Here is an 18,268-nt window from a genome sequence, read left to right as displayed (position 1 = left end):
TCGGCAGATCTTTATGTTTTCAGATGGATTTCAGTTTCCGTTCGGGGCGATTTCGCCGCCGCGCAGCAGCGCCAGGCCATCGGCTGCGGCCATTACGGCAAGCCGCAACCATGCCAGCGCGATGCCCAGCACAAAGGCCAGACGCCCCGGCCACTGCGGCAGGTTCAGGTCACCGTAAAACACGTTGCCGGTCTGCCATTGGTGCAGGAAATCCCTGCCGCCGGAATACAGGATCGGCGACAGCGCCATCAGCCCGAACAAGGTGCCGAACACTGTCAGCCACCCGGACACGCGCGGCGGCAGCGCTTGTGTCAGGAACTCCACTGCGATATGCGCGCGCTGCGCAGTTGCGGCAGCCAAGGGCATCACAATTGCCAGAACCATCAGTTCGCGAACGATGACAATTGTGTCCGGCACAGCGCTGCTGAACACATTGAGTGCCACAACATCCGCAAAGATCAACAGCGCCAGCAAGATGATGGCCGCTGCCGATACATCTACAAATACTCGTTCCAGCCTGCTCAAAGTCACATCCTCCCTGGAGTTGCCGGGCAGCCCCCAGCCACCCGGCTCTTGTTTGGCCTGGCTCAGTTGCCGCGCATCCAGGGGTAGCCCTTGGCTTCGAATTCCGCAGTGTATTGAGCCACCGCAGCGGTATAGGTTGCCATCAGCCGGTCCGCATCCAGACCGACGCTGCGGGCATTTTCCATCCAGTCGGCAATGAAGGGTTCGGCTGCGGCATTGAGCAGTGCCTTGTCAGCCTCGCTTAGCTCGATGACTTCGATCTTGCGGGCGGTGCCGCCTGAGATCATCGCCTGCATTGCCTTGTCATTGGCACCCGTCACAATCTTGGCGAACTGGTCGGCCAACTCCTCGCCCGCCTGCATCAGAACCTGCTGCTGGCCCGCCTCCAGGCTGTCAAAGACCTGCTTGTTCATGAACATGCCATAGCCGCCGATCTGACCCCAATTCAGGACGGTGTAGCTGTCGATCACCTCCTCCCATTTGAGTGACGGAATGATGTAGTCGTACCCCTGGCTGCAATCGATCAGCCCAGTATCCAGGCCCTGATACGCCTCATAAACCGAGAGGTTCACGGGGGTTGCACCCATTTCTCCGAAGACCTTGCCGTAAACTCCAGCGCCGCGGACCTTCTTTCCCTTGATGTCCGAAACCGAACGGATTGGTGCACCGGTGCAGGCCACGTTCACAGCCGACGCGGTGAACGTGCCGATGTATACGAGGTTCTGGCGTGCAAGGTGCTCGGTGATCTGGGACTCTGAGCGCATAAGGTGGTCAGCTGCACGCATTGCAACCCAGGCATTTGGTCCGCCAATCGGAAAATCAGCCAGTGAATAGGCCGCCATCCCCTTCTGGAAATAGGCCGCGATGATGGAGCCTGCGTCTGCAACCCCGTCGCCGATCCCCTGCAGCGCCGCGCTCGCCTTGAACAGCGCTCCGCCCCACTGGACGTCCATCCGCAAATCGCCGCCGGACAGCTCGCCGATCCTGCTGTTATACCACTTCAGCGCCGCAGGAACCGTGCCACGGTCTGGACCGCTGTGGCCGTAATAGATCACGGTTTCCGCAGACGCTGCGGTTACCCCAAGGCTGGCTGCAATGGTCAGCCCTCCCAGAAAATTTTTCACCATTCCCATGACTGGCCTCTCCTCCTCCAAAGTCACTTTATATATTTCACTATGTGGAATTGTTGTCGCTAGTCTAGAAATTTATTCCACATAACGGAATTTTAGGGCGTGTCCGCGTTTACCGCGCAGCGGATCAGCAAGCCCGTTTCTGCCCTTCTGCAGCCAAGCAACGGAATCAGCGGTTCACACGACCACGTCCAGCTCGCTGGCGAATGTTTCGATCAGCTTCGCCTTCAGGATTTTCCCGGTCGGCGCAGCAGGCAGCGCGTTGGCCACAATAACCCGCGCAGGCCGCTTGTAGGGCGCCAGCCGGTCATGCAGAAAAGTCTTCAGCTCTTGTTCTGTCACGCTGCTGCCAGTGGCGGCGCTGACAAAGGCCAGAACCTCCTCGTTCCCTTCGACAGACCGCCCCACGACGCTTGCCACGACCACATCCGGATGCTCGGTCAGGGCCGCTTCAATTTCGACCGGGTAGACATTGAAACCGGACCGGATGATCAGCTCCTTGGTGCGCCCGGCAATATGCAGCCTGCCTTCATCGTCAAACCGGCCCAGATCGCCTGTGCGGAAAAACCCGTCCTTTGTAAAAGCTGCTGCGGTCTGCTCCGGGTCGTGGAAGTAGCCCTTCATAACCTGCGGGCCGCCCACCAGGATTTCGCCGATCCCCTCTTCGGGGGTGGCGCCCGCTGCGTCCAGATCAAGCTTGAGGCTGCATTCCCCCATCGCCAGACCGACGCTGATGTCAGGATCGCCAATGCCGTTACGGGTCGCACAAACACCCGCTGCGCCCTCGGTCAGCCCGTATCCGTTCTGCAGGGGAAGGCCATAAAATGCCTCTGCCTCGCGTTTCCAAGCCGGATCCAAGGGCGCGCCGCCCGAAGACACAAACCGCAGTTTGTGCCCGTCATAGCGCGGCTTGCCGTGGGAGCGGGCATAGTTGAACAGATGCGCATGCATCTGCGGCACTGCAGGCAGCAGAGTGACATCCTCCTGCAGCGCATTATAAAGACGCTCTGCCGAGAATTGCGCCTCCATCCGCATCGCTGACTGCGCAAAGGTGACTGAAAGCATAGTCACCAGCCCGAAGATATGGCTGAGCGGCAGCGCCAGATAGGTCACATCCGAGTTCTTGATGCCCCGCACCTCTGCCGAGGCCGCGGCCCCTGCAATAAGGTTGGCGTGGGTCAGCATTGCCGCTTTGGGAGTGCCGGTGGTGCCCGAGGTGTAAAGCAGCAAGGCAAGCTGTTCGCGCCCGTCCTCTGACACCGGCTCCGGAGAGGCTCCTGCCCGGGGCATCAGGGCCGCAGCACCAAAGGCGCCGTGAACATCCTGTGCCCCATAGTGGCCCGCGTGGGCACGCGCCGCTTCGGATGAAGCCGCTGAAAACAAAATGGCGCAGGGATCGGAATGCGCAATGATCCGGTCCAGTTCCGCCGTGGTCAGCCGGGCGTTGATGGCTACAGCCGACGCGTCCAGCATGCTTGCGCCAAAGAAGAACGCAATCGCCTCGGCACAGTTCTCGAACACCAGCACCACGCGGTCGCCTGCCCGAACACCCGCTGCCTTCAGCTGCGCCGCCGCGGCCAAAGCCGCTTCGAGCATTTGCAGCCAGCTCAGGCGGCGGCCATCCTGATCCGCAAGCGCCAGGGCATCCGGGCGGGTCTCAGCTGCTGCTTCCAGCAGCCCATGTACACGGTTGTGCATGTCACTTCTCCTCCCATTTGCCATCACGCTGCCACACCCAGCCGCGCAAATGCCGTCAGCGCCTCGGCTTCCAGCCTGCCGACGATTTCGGCAAACGGTTCCACCTCATCGACAAAGCCCAGCGCGTGGCCTGCCGACAGCAGGCCTTGGGACACGTCGCCGGTTGCATAGGCATTGCGCCCTATCTTGCCGGACACGTGCTGAAGCAGCTCTTGGATACTGATTTCGGGGTTGTCGCGCTCAAGCCGGGCGACTGTTTCAGTGGTCTGGTTGCGCAGGCTGCGAACGGTGTTGCGGACGGATTGCATCGTCAGTTGAGTGTCCAATTCGCTTGCGTCAATCATCGCTTGTTTATAGTCCGGATGCGCGGTCAGCTCACTTGCAACCAGGAACCGGGTTCCCATCACCACGCCCGAAGCTCCCATCACCAGCGCTGCCAGGATCTGCTTGCCGTGACCAATGCCACCGCCGATCAGCCAGGGGATGGTCAGCCGGTCCCCCGCCAGACCCGCATTGACCATGCTGCCGATCATGTCCATGCCGGGGTGCCCGCCGCATTCGGCCCCGACGATCGAGACCATGTCGACCCCCACTTGCTCGGCCTTCACCGCATAACGCAGGCTGGGCACCTTGTGCAGCACAGTGATCCCAGCGTCCTTTAGGATCGGCATGAATGCCTCCGGGCTGCGGCCCGAGGTTTCCACAAACCGGATGCCTTCTTCTGCGATCAGGCGGAACACTTCTTCGGTTTTCTCCCCAGGAACCAGCTTGGGGATCATCGAGACATTGACCCCAAAGGGCTTGCCGCCGCACATCTCGCGGCAGCGGCGGATCTCGGCACGCAGGTCCTTCGTTTCGGGGAAACTGGCGGCGGTGATGAAGGAAATGATTCCAGCCCGCGCCGCAGCGGACACGTACTCGGCATTGGCAAGCCATTGCAGGCCGCCCGCCACAACCGGCAGGCGGGTGCCATAGGTCCGGGTCACGGGCGTGTCGAAAATCGCCGGCAGTGCAGAAGAATGCATCATTTCGGTCTCCTTACCGGAATACTGGGGATGTTTTTGTGAGAAAGGCACCGATGCCCGCCTGGGCCTCGTTTCCGCCGAGGGCTTTGGCCATGGCATCGCGTTCATGCGCGAGCTGCTCTTCGAAGCTGGCGGTTTCCGCCTGATTGATCAGACCCTTGATATCGGCGATCGCCGTCTCAGGCCCTTTGGCGACGGCGGCCGCCAGCGCCTCGGCTTGTGCTACTGCGGTGCCTGCGGCGGCCAGTTCGGTTATTGCACCCAGCTGGTGCATGCGCTCGGCGCTCAGCGGCTCGGCCAGCATCGCCATCCGCGCCACGGTCGCCCGCGGCAGCGCCTGCGTCAGTGCATAGGTAGCGCCGCCATCCGGCACCAGGCCCGCTTTGACATAGGCCAGGGTGAACTGCGCCCTTTCTTCCGCCACGATCATATCCGCCGCCATTGCCAGCGACAGACCGGCCCCTGCCGCGCCGCCCTCCACCGCCGCGATGACAGGTTTGGGGCAGGTGCGGACGGCTCGGATAAGGGCATTCAGCTTGCCGATCTGCACCTGGCGTTCCTCATAGGGCATCTCACGGCGTTCCTTCAGCATGTTCAGATTGCCGCCGGAACAGAAAAATCCGCCTTCCCCGGCCAGGATCACTGCCGCAATTGCTGGATCAGAAGCCGCCCTCGAAAGACCGTCCTGCAGACCCTGGTAGTATTCATACGACAGCGCATTTCGCATCGCCCTGTTGCAGTTCCAGATAATCAGGGTCCCGCCGCGGACCTCATGCCGGTAAAGCGCGCTCATGCCGCTGCCTCCGTTCCTGTATTCCGCATCCGCTTGAAGACCCCGGTGGACGCCGCGATCAGCCGGCCCTCTGCGTCCCGCAGATCGCAGGCGACAAACTTGGTTGTCCTGCCGCCGCCGGTAATCCGGCCGGATGCGCGCACCGCCCCCTGCCGGGCCAGCGCCATGTAGTTGACGTTCAGCGAAAGGGTTACAAAGGGCGTCAGCCCTTGCGGATCACAGGACAGGCTGGCGGTGATCCCGCTGGCGGTATCCAGAAGCGTTGCTGCGACCCCGCCATGCAAGCTGCCTTGACGGTTCAAATGCAGCTGGGAAATCTCCATCACGCAGTGCGCCTCAACTGCCTCTGCATTGATTTCGACGTTATAGCCCATTGCCTGAAACAGAGGGATCAAGGGTCTGTCGAGAGGCATCGCCGGCATGTATCACCCCGCCTTGAGCGCGATGAAGCGCTCTAAATGATAGTCCGTATCGCCGAACAGATGGTCGATCATCGTCAGGCGGCGGGCAAAGTGGGACAAAGCGTATTCATCCGTCATGCCGATACCCCCATGCATCTGGATGCATTCTTCGGCCACCAGCGCCCCGGCCCGGCCAATCAGGTTCTTTGCGGCGCAGGCGTGGATTTCACGCCGGCCACGCGGCTGATCCAGGTTGCCCGCCAGGTTAATCACCGCTGATCGCGCTTGTTCCACTTCGATCAGCATGTCCGCCATCCGGTGCTGCAGCGCCTGAAACTTGCCAATCGGCACTCCAAACTGCTTGCGTTCCTTCAAGTAGCCGATGGTCAGTTCCTTGGCCGCCTCCATCGCGCCCAGCGCTTCGGAGCAGATGGCCGTGAGGCCGCGGGCAACAGCGGCTTCCAGTGCCTCCAACCCCTCTCCGGCAGCGCCCAGCCGCGATGAGGCAGCCAGCCGCACCCCGTCCAAAGCAACCGTTGCAGACGGGATGCCGTCCATGTTCCGGTGACCGCTGACCGTCACGCCAGGCGCATTCACCGGCACCAGAAACAGCGAGATGCCTGCCGCATCCGTTGCAGCGCCGGCTTCCCGCGCCGAAACCACCAGGGTCTGCGCCTCGGCGCCGTACAGCACATGGGTCTTGATGCCATTCAGAACGATGGCATCGCCTTCGGCAGCCGCCGTGGTCTCCACATGGTTCAGGTCATAACGCGATCCTGCCTCCCCCTGTGCCAGCGCGGCCACATGGGTGCCGGCGATGATTTCCTCCACCAGCCCGCGCTGCTGCTCACTGCCAAGGGCCGCGATCAGCCCGCCCGCCAGCACGGCAGGCAGCACAGGCTCGATCACACCGGCACGGCCCAGCTCTTCGAACACCACCATCAGGTCAAAGCCCTGGCCGCCGAAACCGCCCTGACCCTCGCTGAACATGGCGCCCAGCACACCCAATTCGGCCAATCCCGCATAGATCCCGGCGTCATAGGGCTCACCCGCTGCAATCATCGCGCGGCGGTTCTCATGCGAGTATTTGTCCGCCAGAAACCGCTGCAGCGTATCGCGGAGCATCATCCGTTCTTCGGTCAGATTGAATTCCATGTCGCCTGCTCCCGTTACAGCCCCAGAATGGCCTTGGTGATGATGGTGCGCTGCACCTCGTTCGAGCCGCCAAAGATCGACAGCTTGCGCATGTTGAAATACGCGGGGGCCGCCGCGGCGGCATGATCCGGACCCAGCGCCGCAGCATTGCTGCCGCCGTCCAGGAAATCAGGCTGGAACGGCAGCGCGTCGGGCCCCATCGCGCGGCGCAGCAGCGATGTCAGCTCTTGCCGGATCACCGTGCCCTTGACCTTGAGCATCGAGCTTTCGGCACCGGGCGCCTGCCCCTTGGCCGCAGCCGATACCACCCGCAGGTTGGTGGTCGCCATTGCCATCAAGTCGATCTCCGCCTGTGCCATCCTGGCCGCGAAATGCGGGTTCTGCGCCAATGGCCGCCCGCCGGAATTTACCCGCGCGGCCACGTGTTTCAGCGTCGTCAGCAAAGCGTTGGAGAACCCCACCCCGGCAATATTGGTGCGCTCATGGGTCAGCAGATACTTGGCATAGGTCCAGCCCTTGTTCTCCTCGCCCACCAGGTTCTCCGCCGGCACCCGGACGTTGTCAAAGAACACTTCGTTCACTTCCGGCTCGCCGTCGATCAGCACGATGGGGCGCACGGTGACGCCGGGCGTCTCCATGTCGATCAGAAGGAAAGAGATGCCCTCCTGCTTCTTGGCGTCCGGATCGGTCCGCACCAGGCAGAAAATCCAGTTCGCGTGCTGGCCCAGCGTGGTCCAGGTTTTCTGGCCATTGACCACATAGTGATCGCCGTCACGCACCGCGCGGGTCTTCACTGCCGCCAGATCGGACCCGGCGCCCGGTTCGGAATAGCCCTGGCACCACCAGTCCTGCCCGTTCAGGATACGCGGCAGGAAGCGCTGGCGCTGGTCTTCCGATCCAAACGCCAGCAGCACCGGCGCCAGCATCGACAGGCCAAACGGCAGGCTGCGCGGGGCATGGGCCAGGCAAGCTTCCTCCTCAAAGATATGGCGCTGCACCGCATTCCACTCGCAGCCGCCATAGGCCCGCGGCCAGTTCGGGGCCAGCCAGCCGCGCGTATGCAGCAGGCTGTGCCACCGCTCGATGTCAGCCTTGGCAAGCCGCTTGCCCAGCCGCACCTTCTCGCGCAGCTCATTCGGCAGGGTATCCTCCAGCCACTGGCGCACCTCGGCCCGGAACGCTTGTTCTTCCTTGGTGTAATTCAGATCCATTGCGAGCTGCCCCTCAGAAGATTTCAAACAGGCCGGCCGCGCCCATGCCGCCGCCGATGCACATGGTAACCACACCAAGCTTTGCGCCGCGCCGCCGGCCTTCGAGCAGCAGATGCCCGGTCATCCGCGCGCCGGTCATGCCAAACGGGTGGCCGATGGAAATCGAGCCGCCGTTGACGTTGCAAATCTCCGGGTCGATCTCCAGCCGGTCCCGGCAGTAAAGCGCCTGCGATGCGAAAGCTTCGTTCAGTTCCCACAGATCAATGTCGCTGACGGTCAGCCCATGCCGTTTCAGCAGGCGCGGCACCGCATAAACAGGGCCGATGCCCATTTCATCCGGCTCGCAGCCCGCAACCGCGAAGCCCTTGAACGCGCCGAGCGGTTCGGCCCCTTCGCGCTCGGCCACGGCACTGTCCACCAGCACTAGCGCCGCCGCGCCGTCGCTGAGTTGCGAGGCATTGCCGGCGGTGACGAAATGCCCCTCGCCCTGCACCGGGGCCAGACCAGCCAGCCCCTCCAGCGTGGTGCCGGGACGGTTGCAGTCGTCCATGGCAAAGGTCACCTCCTTGCGGGTGATCTCGCCACTTTCCTTGTCCTTGAAGGCCTGTGTCACAGTGATCGGCACGATCTCACCGTCGAACTTGCCTGCCGCCTGCGCCGCTGCTGTGCGCTGCTGGCTGGCCAGCGCCAGCTCATCTTGTGCGGCGCGGCTGATGCCATAGCGTTTGGCGACGATGTCGGCGGTCTGGATCATTGGCAGATACAGCTCCGGCTTATTCTCCAGGATCCAGGCTTCCTGCGCCTGCGGCGGCCGTGCGGGCGGCATCTGACTGATGCTTTCCACCCCAGCGCCGATCGCGGCCGGCGCGCCCTCCACCACAATCGAATGCGCCGCCATTGCAACCGCCTGCAGGCCGGAGGAGCAGAAGCGGTTCACTGTGGCTGCTGAAACCGACACCGGAAGGCCCGCGCGGATCACTGACTGACGGGCGATGTTGGACCCGGTCCAGCCCTCAGGGTAGCCGCAGCCAACCAGCGCGTCCTCGATCAGATCCGGCGCAATGCCGGCCCGCTGCACCGCGTGGCTGATGGCATGGCCTGCCATGGTTGCCCCATGGGTTTCATTGAAGGCGCCGCGGTAGGATTTGGCCAGACCGGTGCGCGCGGTGGAGACGATGACCGCCTGTTTCATAATAAGCTCCTTCAGGTATTGAGGCTAGCAAAGGTCCGGCCTTCGGCGGCCAGACGCTCCAGCAGCGGCGCGGGTTGCCAGAAGAAAGGATCTTCCTCATGGAAGCGACAGATATCCTGCAAGATCCTGTCCAGCCCGATGGTGTCGGCGTAATGCATCGGCCCGCCCCGCCAGCGCGGAAACCCGTAGCCGTTCAGCAGGGTCACATCCACGTCCAGCGGCCGCAGGGCGATCCCGTCCCCGACCACACGCGCGGCCTCGTTCACCATCGCGGCCATGTAGCGGCTGATGATGTCCTTTTCGCCAATGCTTCGCGGGGTAATGCCCTTTGCCGCACGCTCAGCGGCGATGATTTCTTCCACCTCTGGGTCCGGCCGGGCTCTGCCTGCCCCCTCTTCGTAAATGTAGAATCCGCGTCCGCTCTTTCGCCCGAACCGGCCCAACTCGCACAGCCGGTCGGCAAATTCCGGATAAAGCTCGCGCGGATCGCGATAGCGGGCAAGGCGTTTGCGGTTGGCCCAGCCGATATCCAGTCCTGCCAGATCTCCGACGGCAAAAGGCCCCATGGCCAGGCCGAAGCCGGTCAGAGCCCTGTCCACCGCGTAGGGGCTCGCCCCGGCCAGCACCATTCCATAAACGGACTTGCTGTAATGCGACAGGATCCGGTTGCCGATAAACCCGTCGCAGACCCCGGCACGCACCGCCACCTTCTTCAGCCGTTTTGCCAGCGCAAATCCAGATGCAACCGCATCAGGAGCAGTTTCAGCGCCCACCACCACCTCGAGCAGCCGCATAACATGCGCGGGCGAGAAGAAATGCAGCCCGATTACGTCCTGCGGGCGGCTGGTCATCGCGGCGATCGCATTCAGATCCAGATAGGAAGTGTTTGACGCCAGAATGGCACCGGGCCTGCAGACCTGATCCAGCCGGGTAAACACGTCCTTCTTAACGTCCATGCTCTCGAACACGGCCTCGATCACCAAGTCAGCCGTTGCGAAATCCTCGAAACAGGTGGTGGTGCGGAAAGACGCCGCCAGAATGGCCTCACGCTGCGTCCCGGCCAGTTTGCCGCGATCCACCGCATTGCCAAGCATCTGCCCGACACTGGCTGCGGCCTTGGCTGCCGCCGCTTCATCACGCTCGGCCAGGGTCACATCCAGCCCGCTGAGCAGGGCGCTGACAGCAATTCCCGCCCCCATAGTGCCGCCCCCGACAACCCCGACACGCCTGATCGCGCGCGGCTCCACGCTTTCAGCTTCCGGCAGTTTTCCAACCTGGCGTTCGGCAAAGAAGGCGTGGATCAACGCTTTGCTTTCATCCGATGCCATCAGGTCCTGAAACAGCGCGCGCTCTTTCTTCAAGCCCTCGCCGAACGGCAGCGTCATTGCTGCCTTCACGGCCTCCAAACAGGCCAATGGCGCAGTCGCCCCGCGAGCCGCCTTGGCCGTTTCTGCTGTGATTGCCTCCAGCTCCGCAGGCTCCAACTGGTTGCACGGCAGACTGCCGGCCCGGCGCGGCTCCTTGCCTGCCGCGATCAGTTCGCGGGCAAAGGCAACCCCTTCGGCGCAGGTATCGTTGCTGCTCCCAATCCGGTCAATCAGCCCTAGGGACAGCGCTGCATGCGTATCAACGGGTTTGCCGCCAGTGATCAGCCGGGCCGCATCTGCAGCCGGGATCAGCCTCGGCAAACGCTGCGTTCCACCAGCACCCGGCAACAATCCCAGTGAAACTTCCGGCAGACCGAAACGGGTGCCCTTCACTGCAACACGGTGATGCGCACCCAATGCCACCTCCAGCCCGCCGCCGAGTGCGTTCCCGTGTATCGCTGCGATGACAGGCACTGGCGCTGCCTCGATTTCGCTGATCAGATCCGGCAGGAACGGGGCTTGGGGCGGCTGGCCGAACTCGCGGATGTCTGCCCCGGAAAAGAAGCTGGGCCCCGCGCAGAATATAACGACCGCGCTGGTCTGCGGCTTGTTCAGCGCCGCGCGCAAACTGTCCCGCAACCCAGCACGTACCGCGTGCGAAAGAGCATTCACCGGCGGGTTGACTACCCTCACGACCGCAATGCCGTCGTCGAGTGTCAAATTGACTAGGTTCCCCATCTCTTGCCTCGCCCGTTGTTCGCAGAGTCTCTTGGTTTAGCTTTGGTACCCAGCCCGGCCTATAATTTCAATATGTAAAATTACATTTCTATTTGCGGAATTATATGAGCGCGGAGCTGACTCGGCGTTTCACCCGCCGCTACCACTTTCCGGAGACCGGAAACGGCTGCTCCAGCTGAAAAACCAGCACTTCCGGGACTATTCAGGTAACCCCGCTCGCGCAGCGCGCCGGCGTGGCGCGCCTGGCATGTCTCGGCAGCGCCAGGATGAGCCGGATGTCCACGCCGCGCTCCAGCGGATGCATTTGGGAGTAACTTTCGTCATCTGGTGGCACGACCTCCGCAGAGCTCTAGAGCCAGGCCGCAAATCGCTTGAAAACCCGCAAGTGGCAGGTCAGCAACAGGGGCGGGCAGGGATAACGTGCCGGCATTTTCCCGGACATGAGCGAGCGAAGAAGTGCAGCCGGTACCAGGTGCTGACCACTCAGGGGGAAATCTCTGTGTGCCGGGGGAGGATTGCCTCGGCCAACAGCACGTACCCGGCTTTCGGCACCGCGAAACAAGCCCCGCTTCAGCCCAGGGCAATCAACGCAGAGCCCCTATCGCGGAGTGGTTTACTGCAAGCGCAGATAGTGACCCTATCAATGCCGGGCACGCCTCATCGCAGCTTCCGTGAAGCTGCCGTTCGCTCCCATTTGCAGCATCTCTCTATGATGCACGGCCGCAGAGGGACATGCCAGGACGCCCTGGAAAACCGCGGCCGCAGCCGGTGTGCTTCAGCCAGCAGCGCTGCGGTAGACAAAAGCCGTATCAGCCCGGCTTCCGCCTGTTTCGAGAAGTTCAAGCACGGCCTGATGCCGGGGCGACTTGCGGCAGACGGGATCGGTTGCGCCAGCGTCCCCTGCCAGGGCCAGCGCCTGGCAGCGGCAGCCGCCGAAATCGGTGTCCTTGCGGTCGCAGCTGCGGCAGGGCTGCGGCAGCCAATCGGTGCCGCGGTAGGCATTGAAGGCCGCACCGCCGTACCAGATCGCCGCCAAAGGTTTACCGCGGACATTGTCAAAGTCCAGATGCGGGATGGTCTGGGCCGCATGGCAGGGCAGCACGGTGCCGTCCGGCGCGATGTTCAGCCCGGCCGTGCCCCAGCCCCCCATGCAGGCCTTGGGGTAATCCGCATAGTAGTCGGGCGGCACGAAATCAAACGCCAGCACCCCGCGCAGCCGCTGCTCTGCCTCTGAGACGATGCGCTTGGCTGCCTCTGTCTGCGCGCGGGTCGGCAGCAACTGCGCCCGGTTGCGGGACGCCCATCCGTGGAATTGGACGCAGGCGACCTCAAGCCGCCGGGCGCCCATTTCGACGGCCATTTCGATGGTGCGCTCCAGATCATCCAGATTGTGCCGGTGCATGACGGCGTTCAGCGTCAGGGGAATGCCCCGGGCCTTGATTTCGGCCGCGATCTTCATCTTGCGGTCAAACCCGCCCTTGTAGCCGCCGATCCAGTCCGCGAGCTCTGCAGTCGTGCCTTGCAGGGACAGCTGGATGTGGTCCAGCCCTGCGGCCTCCAGCGCATCCAGCCGCTTGGGCGTCAGGCCGATGCCGCTGGTGATCAGGTTGGTATAGAGCCCGCAGCCCTGTGCCGCGGCGGTCAGTTCCGCCAGATCGGGGCGCGCAGCGGGTTCGCCGCCGGACAGGTGCAGTTGCAGGACGCCCAGTTCGGCAGCCTGGCGGAAGGTGTCCGCCCATTCGGCGGTGGTCATCTCCGCCTCGCGGCCCAGCAGGTCCTGCGGGTTAGAGCAATAGGGGCAGGACAGCGGGCAGCGGTGCGTCAGCTCAGCCAGCATCGCGATGGGAGGAGGCACGGTCATGACCGCACCGCCAGATACATGCGGGCCCGCAGCCCGGCCAGGAAGCGCTGCACGTCCCCGGCGATCTGCTCCGCCGGGGCATCGTATGCCTCCGCCAGACCGGCAACGATTTCCTTGAACGAAGCGCTGCCATCCACCCGCGACAGGATCGCCTCGCCGATGGCATCCAAAGCAATGGCCTTTTCCGGGCAGAGCAGCACTGTGCCGCCCCGCACCTTATCCGTGATCATCCGCACCCCGCGCGGCAGATAGGGGCGGTCCGTGGGGGCAAACGCCAGTGTCATGCCAGCCCCTCGCCCGGCTGCCAGGCGCCCGGCGGGATCCGCCCCGGCTCAACATAGGCGCCCCAAAGCGCATCCAGCTGCGCCCACAGGACATTGGTCTTGAAGATCAGCGCCTCGCAGGCGGCGTCTTCCTTTTCCGGGTTGTTGGCCTTCTCCAGCACCCAGGCCAGGCCGAATTTCACGTCTTTCGGCGCCTCAGTCAGCCGTTTGCGGAAATAGGACAGGCTGGCGGCATTGGCAAAATCGTAGTGCTGCAGCAGGCCTTCGATTCGCCGTTCGTGGATGGAGGGGGCAAAGAGTTCCGTCAGAGACGAGGCCACCGCCTGCAGGAGCGGCATGTCGCGGACATAGCGGATATAGGCGTCGACAGCGAATTGGGTGGCCGGCAGCACGCCCCGGCCGGAGGCCACGTAGTCGGGATCCAGCCCGACCGCTTCAGCCAGCCGCAGCCAGCGGCGGATGCCGCCGCCCTCGCTGATGCCGCCGTCATGGTCTTCGATCCGGCTGCGCCAGGCCCGGCGCATGGCGGGATTGGCGCAGCGGGACAGAAAGGCCGCGTCCTTCATCGGGATCGCCGCCTGATAGGCCCAGCGGTTGATCACCCAGGCGCGGACCTCGTCCGGCGAACACTCCCCGCCGTGCAGCCTGTGGTGAAACGGGTGCTTATCGTGGTAGCGCGCCGCGCCGATGGCGCGCAGGCGGGCCTCAAGCGGCTCTGTGGCGGGCATTTCCCGGGGGTAGGCATTCATAGGGCGATCTCCATCCCATCCGCTGCAATTGTCCATCCGGCGGCCAGCACCTGCGCGCGCTCGGCGCTGCCGGGCTGCCAGACGGGATTGGTGTTGTTGATGTGAATGAAGGTCTTGGCGGCATCCACACTCCGCAAGCTGGCGATGGAGCCTTGGGGGCCGCTGATGGAGATATGCCCCATTCGCTGGCCAGTCTTGGTCCCCGTCCCGCTCTGGATCATCTCCTGATCGTGCCAGAGCGTGCCGTCAAAGAAGATCTGATCGGCATCTGCCAGTATCTCCAGCAATTCGGCGGAGACAGCGGAACAGCCGGGGATGTAATAGGCGGTTTTCGTGCCGTCGCTCAGCCGGACGCCGACGGTCTGCTCGCCCAACAGATCCGTCTCTACCTGCCCGCCTTCCAGGAACAGCGGCACCTTGCCGGGCACCGCGAAGACCGTTGCCTGCAGGCCCGGAAGCAGCTCGAAGCCCTCGCTCAACCGCACCGGGTTGCGGCCGACAGCCGCCGGAAGGGCGTTGAACACCGGGTTGGACGCCAGCACATCCAAGAGGCCGGACGTGGCGAACAGGGAAAACGGCGATTGCTCCCGCAAGGACAGCAGCCCCGCGATGTGGTCAATGTCGCCATTGGTCAGCAGCACTGCGCGCAGCGGGCTGTGGCGCAGCGACTGCGGGTGCATGGACGGGCAGTTCTGCAACTGAACACGGATGTCGGGAGAGGTGTTCAAAACCGCCCAGTTCTGCCCGTCCAGTGTCACGGCAAGCGAGGACTGGGTGGCGGAAGCGATCCTGCCGAGACGCACGTCCCGGCAGTTCCGGCAGCCGCAATTCCACTGCGGCAGGCCGCCGCCCGCTGCCGCGCCAAGAACCAGAAACCGCATGGCCGTTTTCCTGTTAGGCGATCAGAACAGATCGGGTTCGTATTCGCGGCCCTCGTCCTCGGACGGGGAGTACATGTTGATTTCCATGCCGCAGTTGATTTCTTTCAGTTTCGGGGCAGACCAGGCCATTGCATCCTCCTTTGCTGGCTTTGATCCCTTCAGCCTAGCTGCCCGCCCCTGGCCCCGGTATTGGCCTTTGGTCGTAGGGGCAGCCTCAGACTTTGGTCCAATGGCACGCAGGCGCGCCCCTCGGCAGACTGCCAGCCATGCGCGTATCCCGGTTCATACTCTGGCTTCAGGCTTGGCTGTTTGCGGCCAGCGTTCTGGCGGCGTCCCCATTGCCGCGCGAGCAGATCAGCGCTCTGATCATGCCGCCGTTCTCCCTGGGGGAGCCGGTGAACGGCAAGGGCGTCTATACCCTGCTCAACTCCGGCGGGGCGGAGGCTGGCTATGCCTTTGAAACCGAACCCCTTGCCCCCCTGCCCGGGTTTTCCGGCGCGCCGGTCAACGTGCTGGTGCTGCTGGACTTGGACGGCAATTTTCTGGATGTCCGGCTGATCAGCCATAACGAGCCGGTCTTTGTCTCCGGGCTTGGCCCGGCCCCGTTCCACAGGTTCTTCGAGCAGTATCCCGGCCTGTCGGTCTTTTCGGCGATCACCGTCGGCACCCCCTATGGCGAGACAGATTCCGGCTCATCGCTGGTCTATCTCGACGGGGTGAGCAAGGCGACCGCGTCGGTGCGGATCGCGCATGACTCGGTGATGGCCGCGGCGCTGGCGGTCGCGCGGGAGAAGATGCATGGCGTCATCGCCGCCCCCCCGGCCCGGCCGGACCCGGACCACAGCGAGCCGCTGGACTGGGCGGCGCTGGTGGATCAGGGGCTGGCCACCCGCGCCACCGTCTCCAATGCGGAGGTCGACGCGGCCTTCGCCGGCACCCTCTGGGCTGATGACGATCCGGAGGCGCAGCAGCACCCCGAGGCGCCCTATCTGGATCTCTGGATCATCGACCTCGGGCCGCCGTCAATTGCACAGGCGGCACTGTCGCGCGACGGTTACGACGAGCTGCAGGAGTTCCTGGCGATCTCCCCCGATGATGAGCCGCTCTTGCTGATTGAGACCGGCCGCCACGGGCTGGTCAGCCCGGAGTTCATCCGCAACACCGCGCCGGACCGGGTGTTTGCAACGCAGAACGGCCTGCCGGTGGCGCTGCGCGACAGCGACCTGCTGGTCGAGCTGTCGCCGGATCTGCCCGAGCCTTTGCACGACGGCACGGCAATGATCCTGCGGGCCGACCGCCGCCTCGGCTTTGACCCGGCGCAGGCGTGGACCCTGCACGCCCAAGCGATGCGTGCGCACGGCATGTTCCAGCCCGAAACCGGCACCGTGGAATTCCCTGTCACCCACCGGACCCCCGAACGCTTTTTCCTGCGGGCCGAGGCGCCGGCGCCGGTGCCGCCCTGGCTGGAGGCACTGCGCAGCCGCCGCACGGACCTGATCGTGCTGGGCGTGCTGCTGACCACGCTGACCGCCGCACTGCTGCTGGCCCAAAGCCGGATCGCCGCCCGCAAGACCCTGACCCCGCTGCGGCTGACTGTGCTGGCGGCTGTCACTCTGTTCATCGGCTGGTGGGGCCAGGGCCAGCTGTCCATCGTCACCGTTCTTGGCGTGCTGCGCGCCACGGCCGAGGGCGGCAGCTTTGCCTTTCTCGCCTACGACCCGTTTTCGCTGCTGATCTGGGGTTTTGCCATCCTCGGGCTGGTGCTGTGGGGGCGGGCCCTGTTCTGCGGCTGGCTGTGCCCGTTTGGCGCGCTACAAGAGTTCGCCCACCATCTGGGCCGCAGGCTGGGCGTGCCGCAAACGGGCCTTTCGCCGGCCTGGGACGGGCGGCTCAGGTACTTGAAATACGGCGCACTGGCCGGGCTGGTTTCGCTGGTCTTCCTGGCGCCTGCGCATGTGGACACCGCGGCGGAGGTCGAACCCTTCAAGACCGCGATCACCACCTATTTCCTGCGCGAATGGTATTTCACAGCCTACGCCGTTTTCTGGCTGGCGGCGGGGCTGGTGCTGTTCAAGCCCTTCTGCCGCTACCTGTGCCCGCTGGGCGCGGCCATGGCGGCAGGCGGGCTGCTGCGGCGGCGCAACTGGATCGCCCGGCGCGCCGCCTGCGGCAGCCCTTGCCAGCTGTGCCGGGTGAAATGCGCCTATGGCGCGATCAAACCATCCGGCGCGGTCCGCTATGACGAATGCTTCGGCTGCCTCGACTGCGTGTCGATCCACGATGACCCGTCCCGCTGCGTGCCGCTGATCCTGTCGGCGCGCAAGAAACAGCAGCTGGAGGCCGCGGAATGAGCGCCGAACTGACCCGCCGCCGGTTCCTGGCAATCTCTGCCGCCGCCCTTGGAGGCGCGGCTCCGGCGGCGCGGGCCGCGCCCGTCACCTGGCAGGGGTTTGCCCTGGGCGCCGAGGCGCGCCTGACCATCCATGCGCCGCCGCCGCTGGCAGACCGGGCAATTGCCGCCGCGCTGTCGCAGCTGCTGCAGGCCGAACAGCTGTTCAGCCTCTACGATCCGGCCTCCGCGCTGTCGCGGCTGAACCGGACCGGGGTTCTGAAGAACCCGCCGCCGCCGTTTCTGGATCTGGCCCGGCTCTGCACCCGGGTGCACGCGGCAACAGCGGGAGTGTTCGACCCCTCGGTGCAGCCGCTTTGGCAGGCGCTGGCGCACGGCGGCGGCGGTGTCCGCGCGGCTGCCCGCCTCACCGGCTGGCACAAGGTGTCGGTGACGGCACGGGAAATCCGGCTGGCGCCGGGCCAGGCGCTGACCTTCAATGGCATTGCCCAGGGCTATGCCACCGGCATGGTCCGCGCCGCGCTTGGCCGTTTGGGGCTGGAGCGGGTTCTGGTCAACGCCGGCGAGTTTGCTGCCCTCGGCGGACCGTTCCGCATCGGGCTCGCCGATCCGGACCACGGCGCCTTTGCCATCCGCAGCCTGACCGGCCGCGCCATCGCCACCTCCAGCCCCGGCGCGCTGCGGCTGCAGGGTGCGGCGCATATCCTGCACCCCGCGCGTGACCGGCGGCCGCTATGGGCGACCGTCAGCACCGAGGCCGGAAGCGCCGCGCTGGCGGATGCGGCCTCCACCGCCTTCTGCCTGATGACTGAACGTGAAATCAGTGCCGCGCTGGCGCGCCTTCCGGGCGGCACCAGCGTTACCCTGCTGGCGCAGGACGGCAGCCAAAAAACGCTGGGATAAGAAGG

General features: G+C 64.4%; 17 protein-coding genes. 2 read left to right on the top strand and 15 right to left on the bottom strand.

What is annotated here, in order from left to right; translation table 11 throughout:
* Nucleotides 1–30: 30 nt before the first annotated feature.
* The 15 genes from PHA8399_RS11035 to pqqA form a co-directional block, all read right to left on the bottom strand.
* Entirely contained in the window at nucleotides 31–525 is a 495-nt protein-coding gene (locus PHA8399_RS11035; protein ID WP_058286204.1) for a TRAP transporter small permease, read from the bottom strand.
* A 62-nt stretch (nucleotides 526–587) separates the two neighbouring features.
* The gene (locus PHA8399_RS11030) at nucleotides 588–1,658 is read right to left on the bottom strand and encodes a C4-dicarboxylate TRAP transporter substrate-binding protein (protein WP_058286203.1); all 1,071 of its coding nucleotides are present in this window, start codon (nucleotides 1,656–1,658) and stop codon (nucleotides 588–590) included.
* 174 nt (nucleotides 1,659–1,832) lie between these two features.
* Entirely contained in the window at nucleotides 1,833–3,353 is a 1,521-nt protein-coding gene (locus PHA8399_RS11025; protein WP_058286202.1) for a class I adenylate-forming enzyme family protein, read from the bottom strand.
* Nucleotides 3,354–3,376: 23 nt separating this feature from the next.
* Nucleotides 3,377–4,381 carry an NAD(P)H-dependent flavin oxidoreductase gene (locus PHA8399_RS11020; RefSeq protein ID WP_058286201.1) on the bottom strand — a complete coding sequence of 335 codons (1,005 nt, stop codon included), beginning with the start codon at nucleotides 4,379–4,381 and terminating at the stop codon, nucleotides 3,377–3,379.
* 10 nt (nucleotides 4,382–4,391) lie between these two features.
* Complete coding sequence (locus PHA8399_RS11015) at nucleotides 4,392–5,171, bottom strand: oxepin-CoA hydrolase, alternative type (RefSeq protein ID WP_058286200.1); 780 nt, start codon at nucleotides 5,169–5,171, stop codon at nucleotides 4,392–4,394.
* A complete protein-coding gene (locus PHA8399_RS11010; protein ID WP_058286199.1) occupies nucleotides 5,168–5,593 on the bottom strand; it encodes a PaaI family thioesterase in 426 nt (141 codons plus the stop codon). Before PHA8399_RS11010 ends, PHA8399_RS11015 begins: the two co-directional genes overlap by 4 nt.
* A gap of 3 nt (nucleotides 5,594–5,596) precedes the next feature.
* Entirely contained in the window at nucleotides 5,597–6,727 is a 1,131-nt protein-coding gene (locus PHA8399_RS11005; protein WP_058286198.1) for an acyl-CoA dehydrogenase family protein, read from the bottom strand.
* 14 nt (nucleotides 6,728–6,741) lie between these two features.
* Nucleotides 6,742–7,938 carry an acyl-CoA dehydrogenase family protein gene (locus tag PHA8399_RS11000; RefSeq protein ID WP_058286197.1) on the bottom strand — a complete coding sequence of 399 codons (1,197 nt, stop codon included), beginning with the start codon at nucleotides 7,936–7,938 and terminating at the stop codon, nucleotides 6,742–6,744.
* A 13-nt stretch (nucleotides 7,939–7,951) separates the two neighbouring features.
* Nucleotides 7,952–9,130, bottom strand: a complete 1,179-nt coding sequence (locus tag PHA8399_RS10995; RefSeq protein WP_058286196.1) for an acetyl-CoA C-acyltransferase — start codon at nucleotides 9,128–9,130, stop codon at nucleotides 7,952–7,954.
* A gap of 11 nt (nucleotides 9,131–9,141) precedes the next feature.
* Nucleotides 9,142–11,235, bottom strand: a complete 2,094-nt coding sequence (locus tag PHA8399_RS10990; RefSeq protein WP_058286195.1) for an FAD-dependent oxidoreductase — start codon at nucleotides 11,233–11,235, stop codon at nucleotides 9,142–9,144.
* 775 nt (nucleotides 11,236–12,010) lie between these two features.
* Nucleotides 12,011–13,096: a pyrroloquinoline quinone biosynthesis protein PqqE gene (gene pqqE, locus PHA8399_RS10985; RefSeq protein ID WP_058286194.1), complete on the bottom strand. Its 1,086-nt coding sequence runs from the start codon at nucleotides 13,094–13,096 to the stop codon at nucleotides 12,011–12,013.
* The gene (pqqD, locus tag PHA8399_RS10980) at nucleotides 13,093–13,380 is read right to left on the bottom strand and encodes a pyrroloquinoline quinone biosynthesis peptide chaperone PqqD (RefSeq protein ID WP_058286193.1); all 288 of its coding nucleotides are present in this window, start codon (nucleotides 13,378–13,380) and stop codon (nucleotides 13,093–13,095) included. Before pqqD ends, pqqE begins: the two co-directional genes overlap by 4 nt.
* Nucleotides 13,377–14,129: a pyrroloquinoline-quinone synthase PqqC gene (gene pqqC / locus PHA8399_RS10975; RefSeq protein ID WP_244270203.1), complete on the bottom strand. Its 753-nt coding sequence runs from the start codon at nucleotides 14,127–14,129 to the stop codon at nucleotides 13,377–13,379. The genes pqqD and pqqC overlap by 4 nt, the downstream gene beginning before the upstream one ends.
* Nucleotides 14,126–15,010 carry a pyrroloquinoline quinone biosynthesis protein PqqB gene (gene pqqB, locus PHA8399_RS10970; protein WP_058286192.1) on the bottom strand — a complete coding sequence of 295 codons (885 nt, stop codon included), beginning with the start codon at nucleotides 15,008–15,010 and terminating at the stop codon, nucleotides 14,126–14,128. Before pqqB ends, pqqC begins: the two co-directional genes overlap by 4 nt.
* A gap of 21 nt (nucleotides 15,011–15,031) precedes the next feature.
* Nucleotides 15,032–15,139, bottom strand: a complete 108-nt coding sequence (pqqA, locus tag PHA8399_RS10965) for a pyrroloquinoline quinone precursor peptide PqqA (protein WP_027236494.1) — start codon at nucleotides 15,137–15,139, stop codon at nucleotides 15,032–15,034.
* Between the two features lie 137 nt (nucleotides 15,140–15,276).
* Between pqqA and PHA8399_RS10960 the strand changes: the two genes are divergently transcribed.
* Both PHA8399_RS10960 and PHA8399_RS10955 read left to right on the top strand, forming a co-directional pair.
* Nucleotides 15,277–17,361 carry a 4Fe-4S binding protein gene (locus PHA8399_RS10960; RefSeq protein WP_058286191.1) on the top strand — a complete coding sequence of 695 codons (2,085 nt, stop codon included), beginning with the start codon at nucleotides 15,277–15,279 and terminating at the stop codon, nucleotides 17,359–17,361.
* On the top strand, nucleotides 17,358–18,263 hold the full coding sequence (locus PHA8399_RS10955; RefSeq protein WP_058286190.1) for an FAD:protein FMN transferase: 906 nt from the start codon (nucleotides 17,358–17,360) through the stop codon (nucleotides 18,261–18,263). The genes PHA8399_RS10960 and PHA8399_RS10955 overlap by 4 nt, the downstream gene beginning before the upstream one ends.
* The last annotated feature ends 5 nt before the right edge of the window (nucleotides 18,264–18,268 follow it).

This window comes from Leisingera aquaemixtae (assembly GCF_001458395.1).
GTDB lineage: Bacteria > Pseudomonadota > Alphaproteobacteria > Rhodobacterales > Rhodobacteraceae > Leisingera > Leisingera aquaemixtae.
Note: the sequence above shows the minus strand (reverse complement) of the source record. Positions and strands in the feature narration are given on the sequence as shown.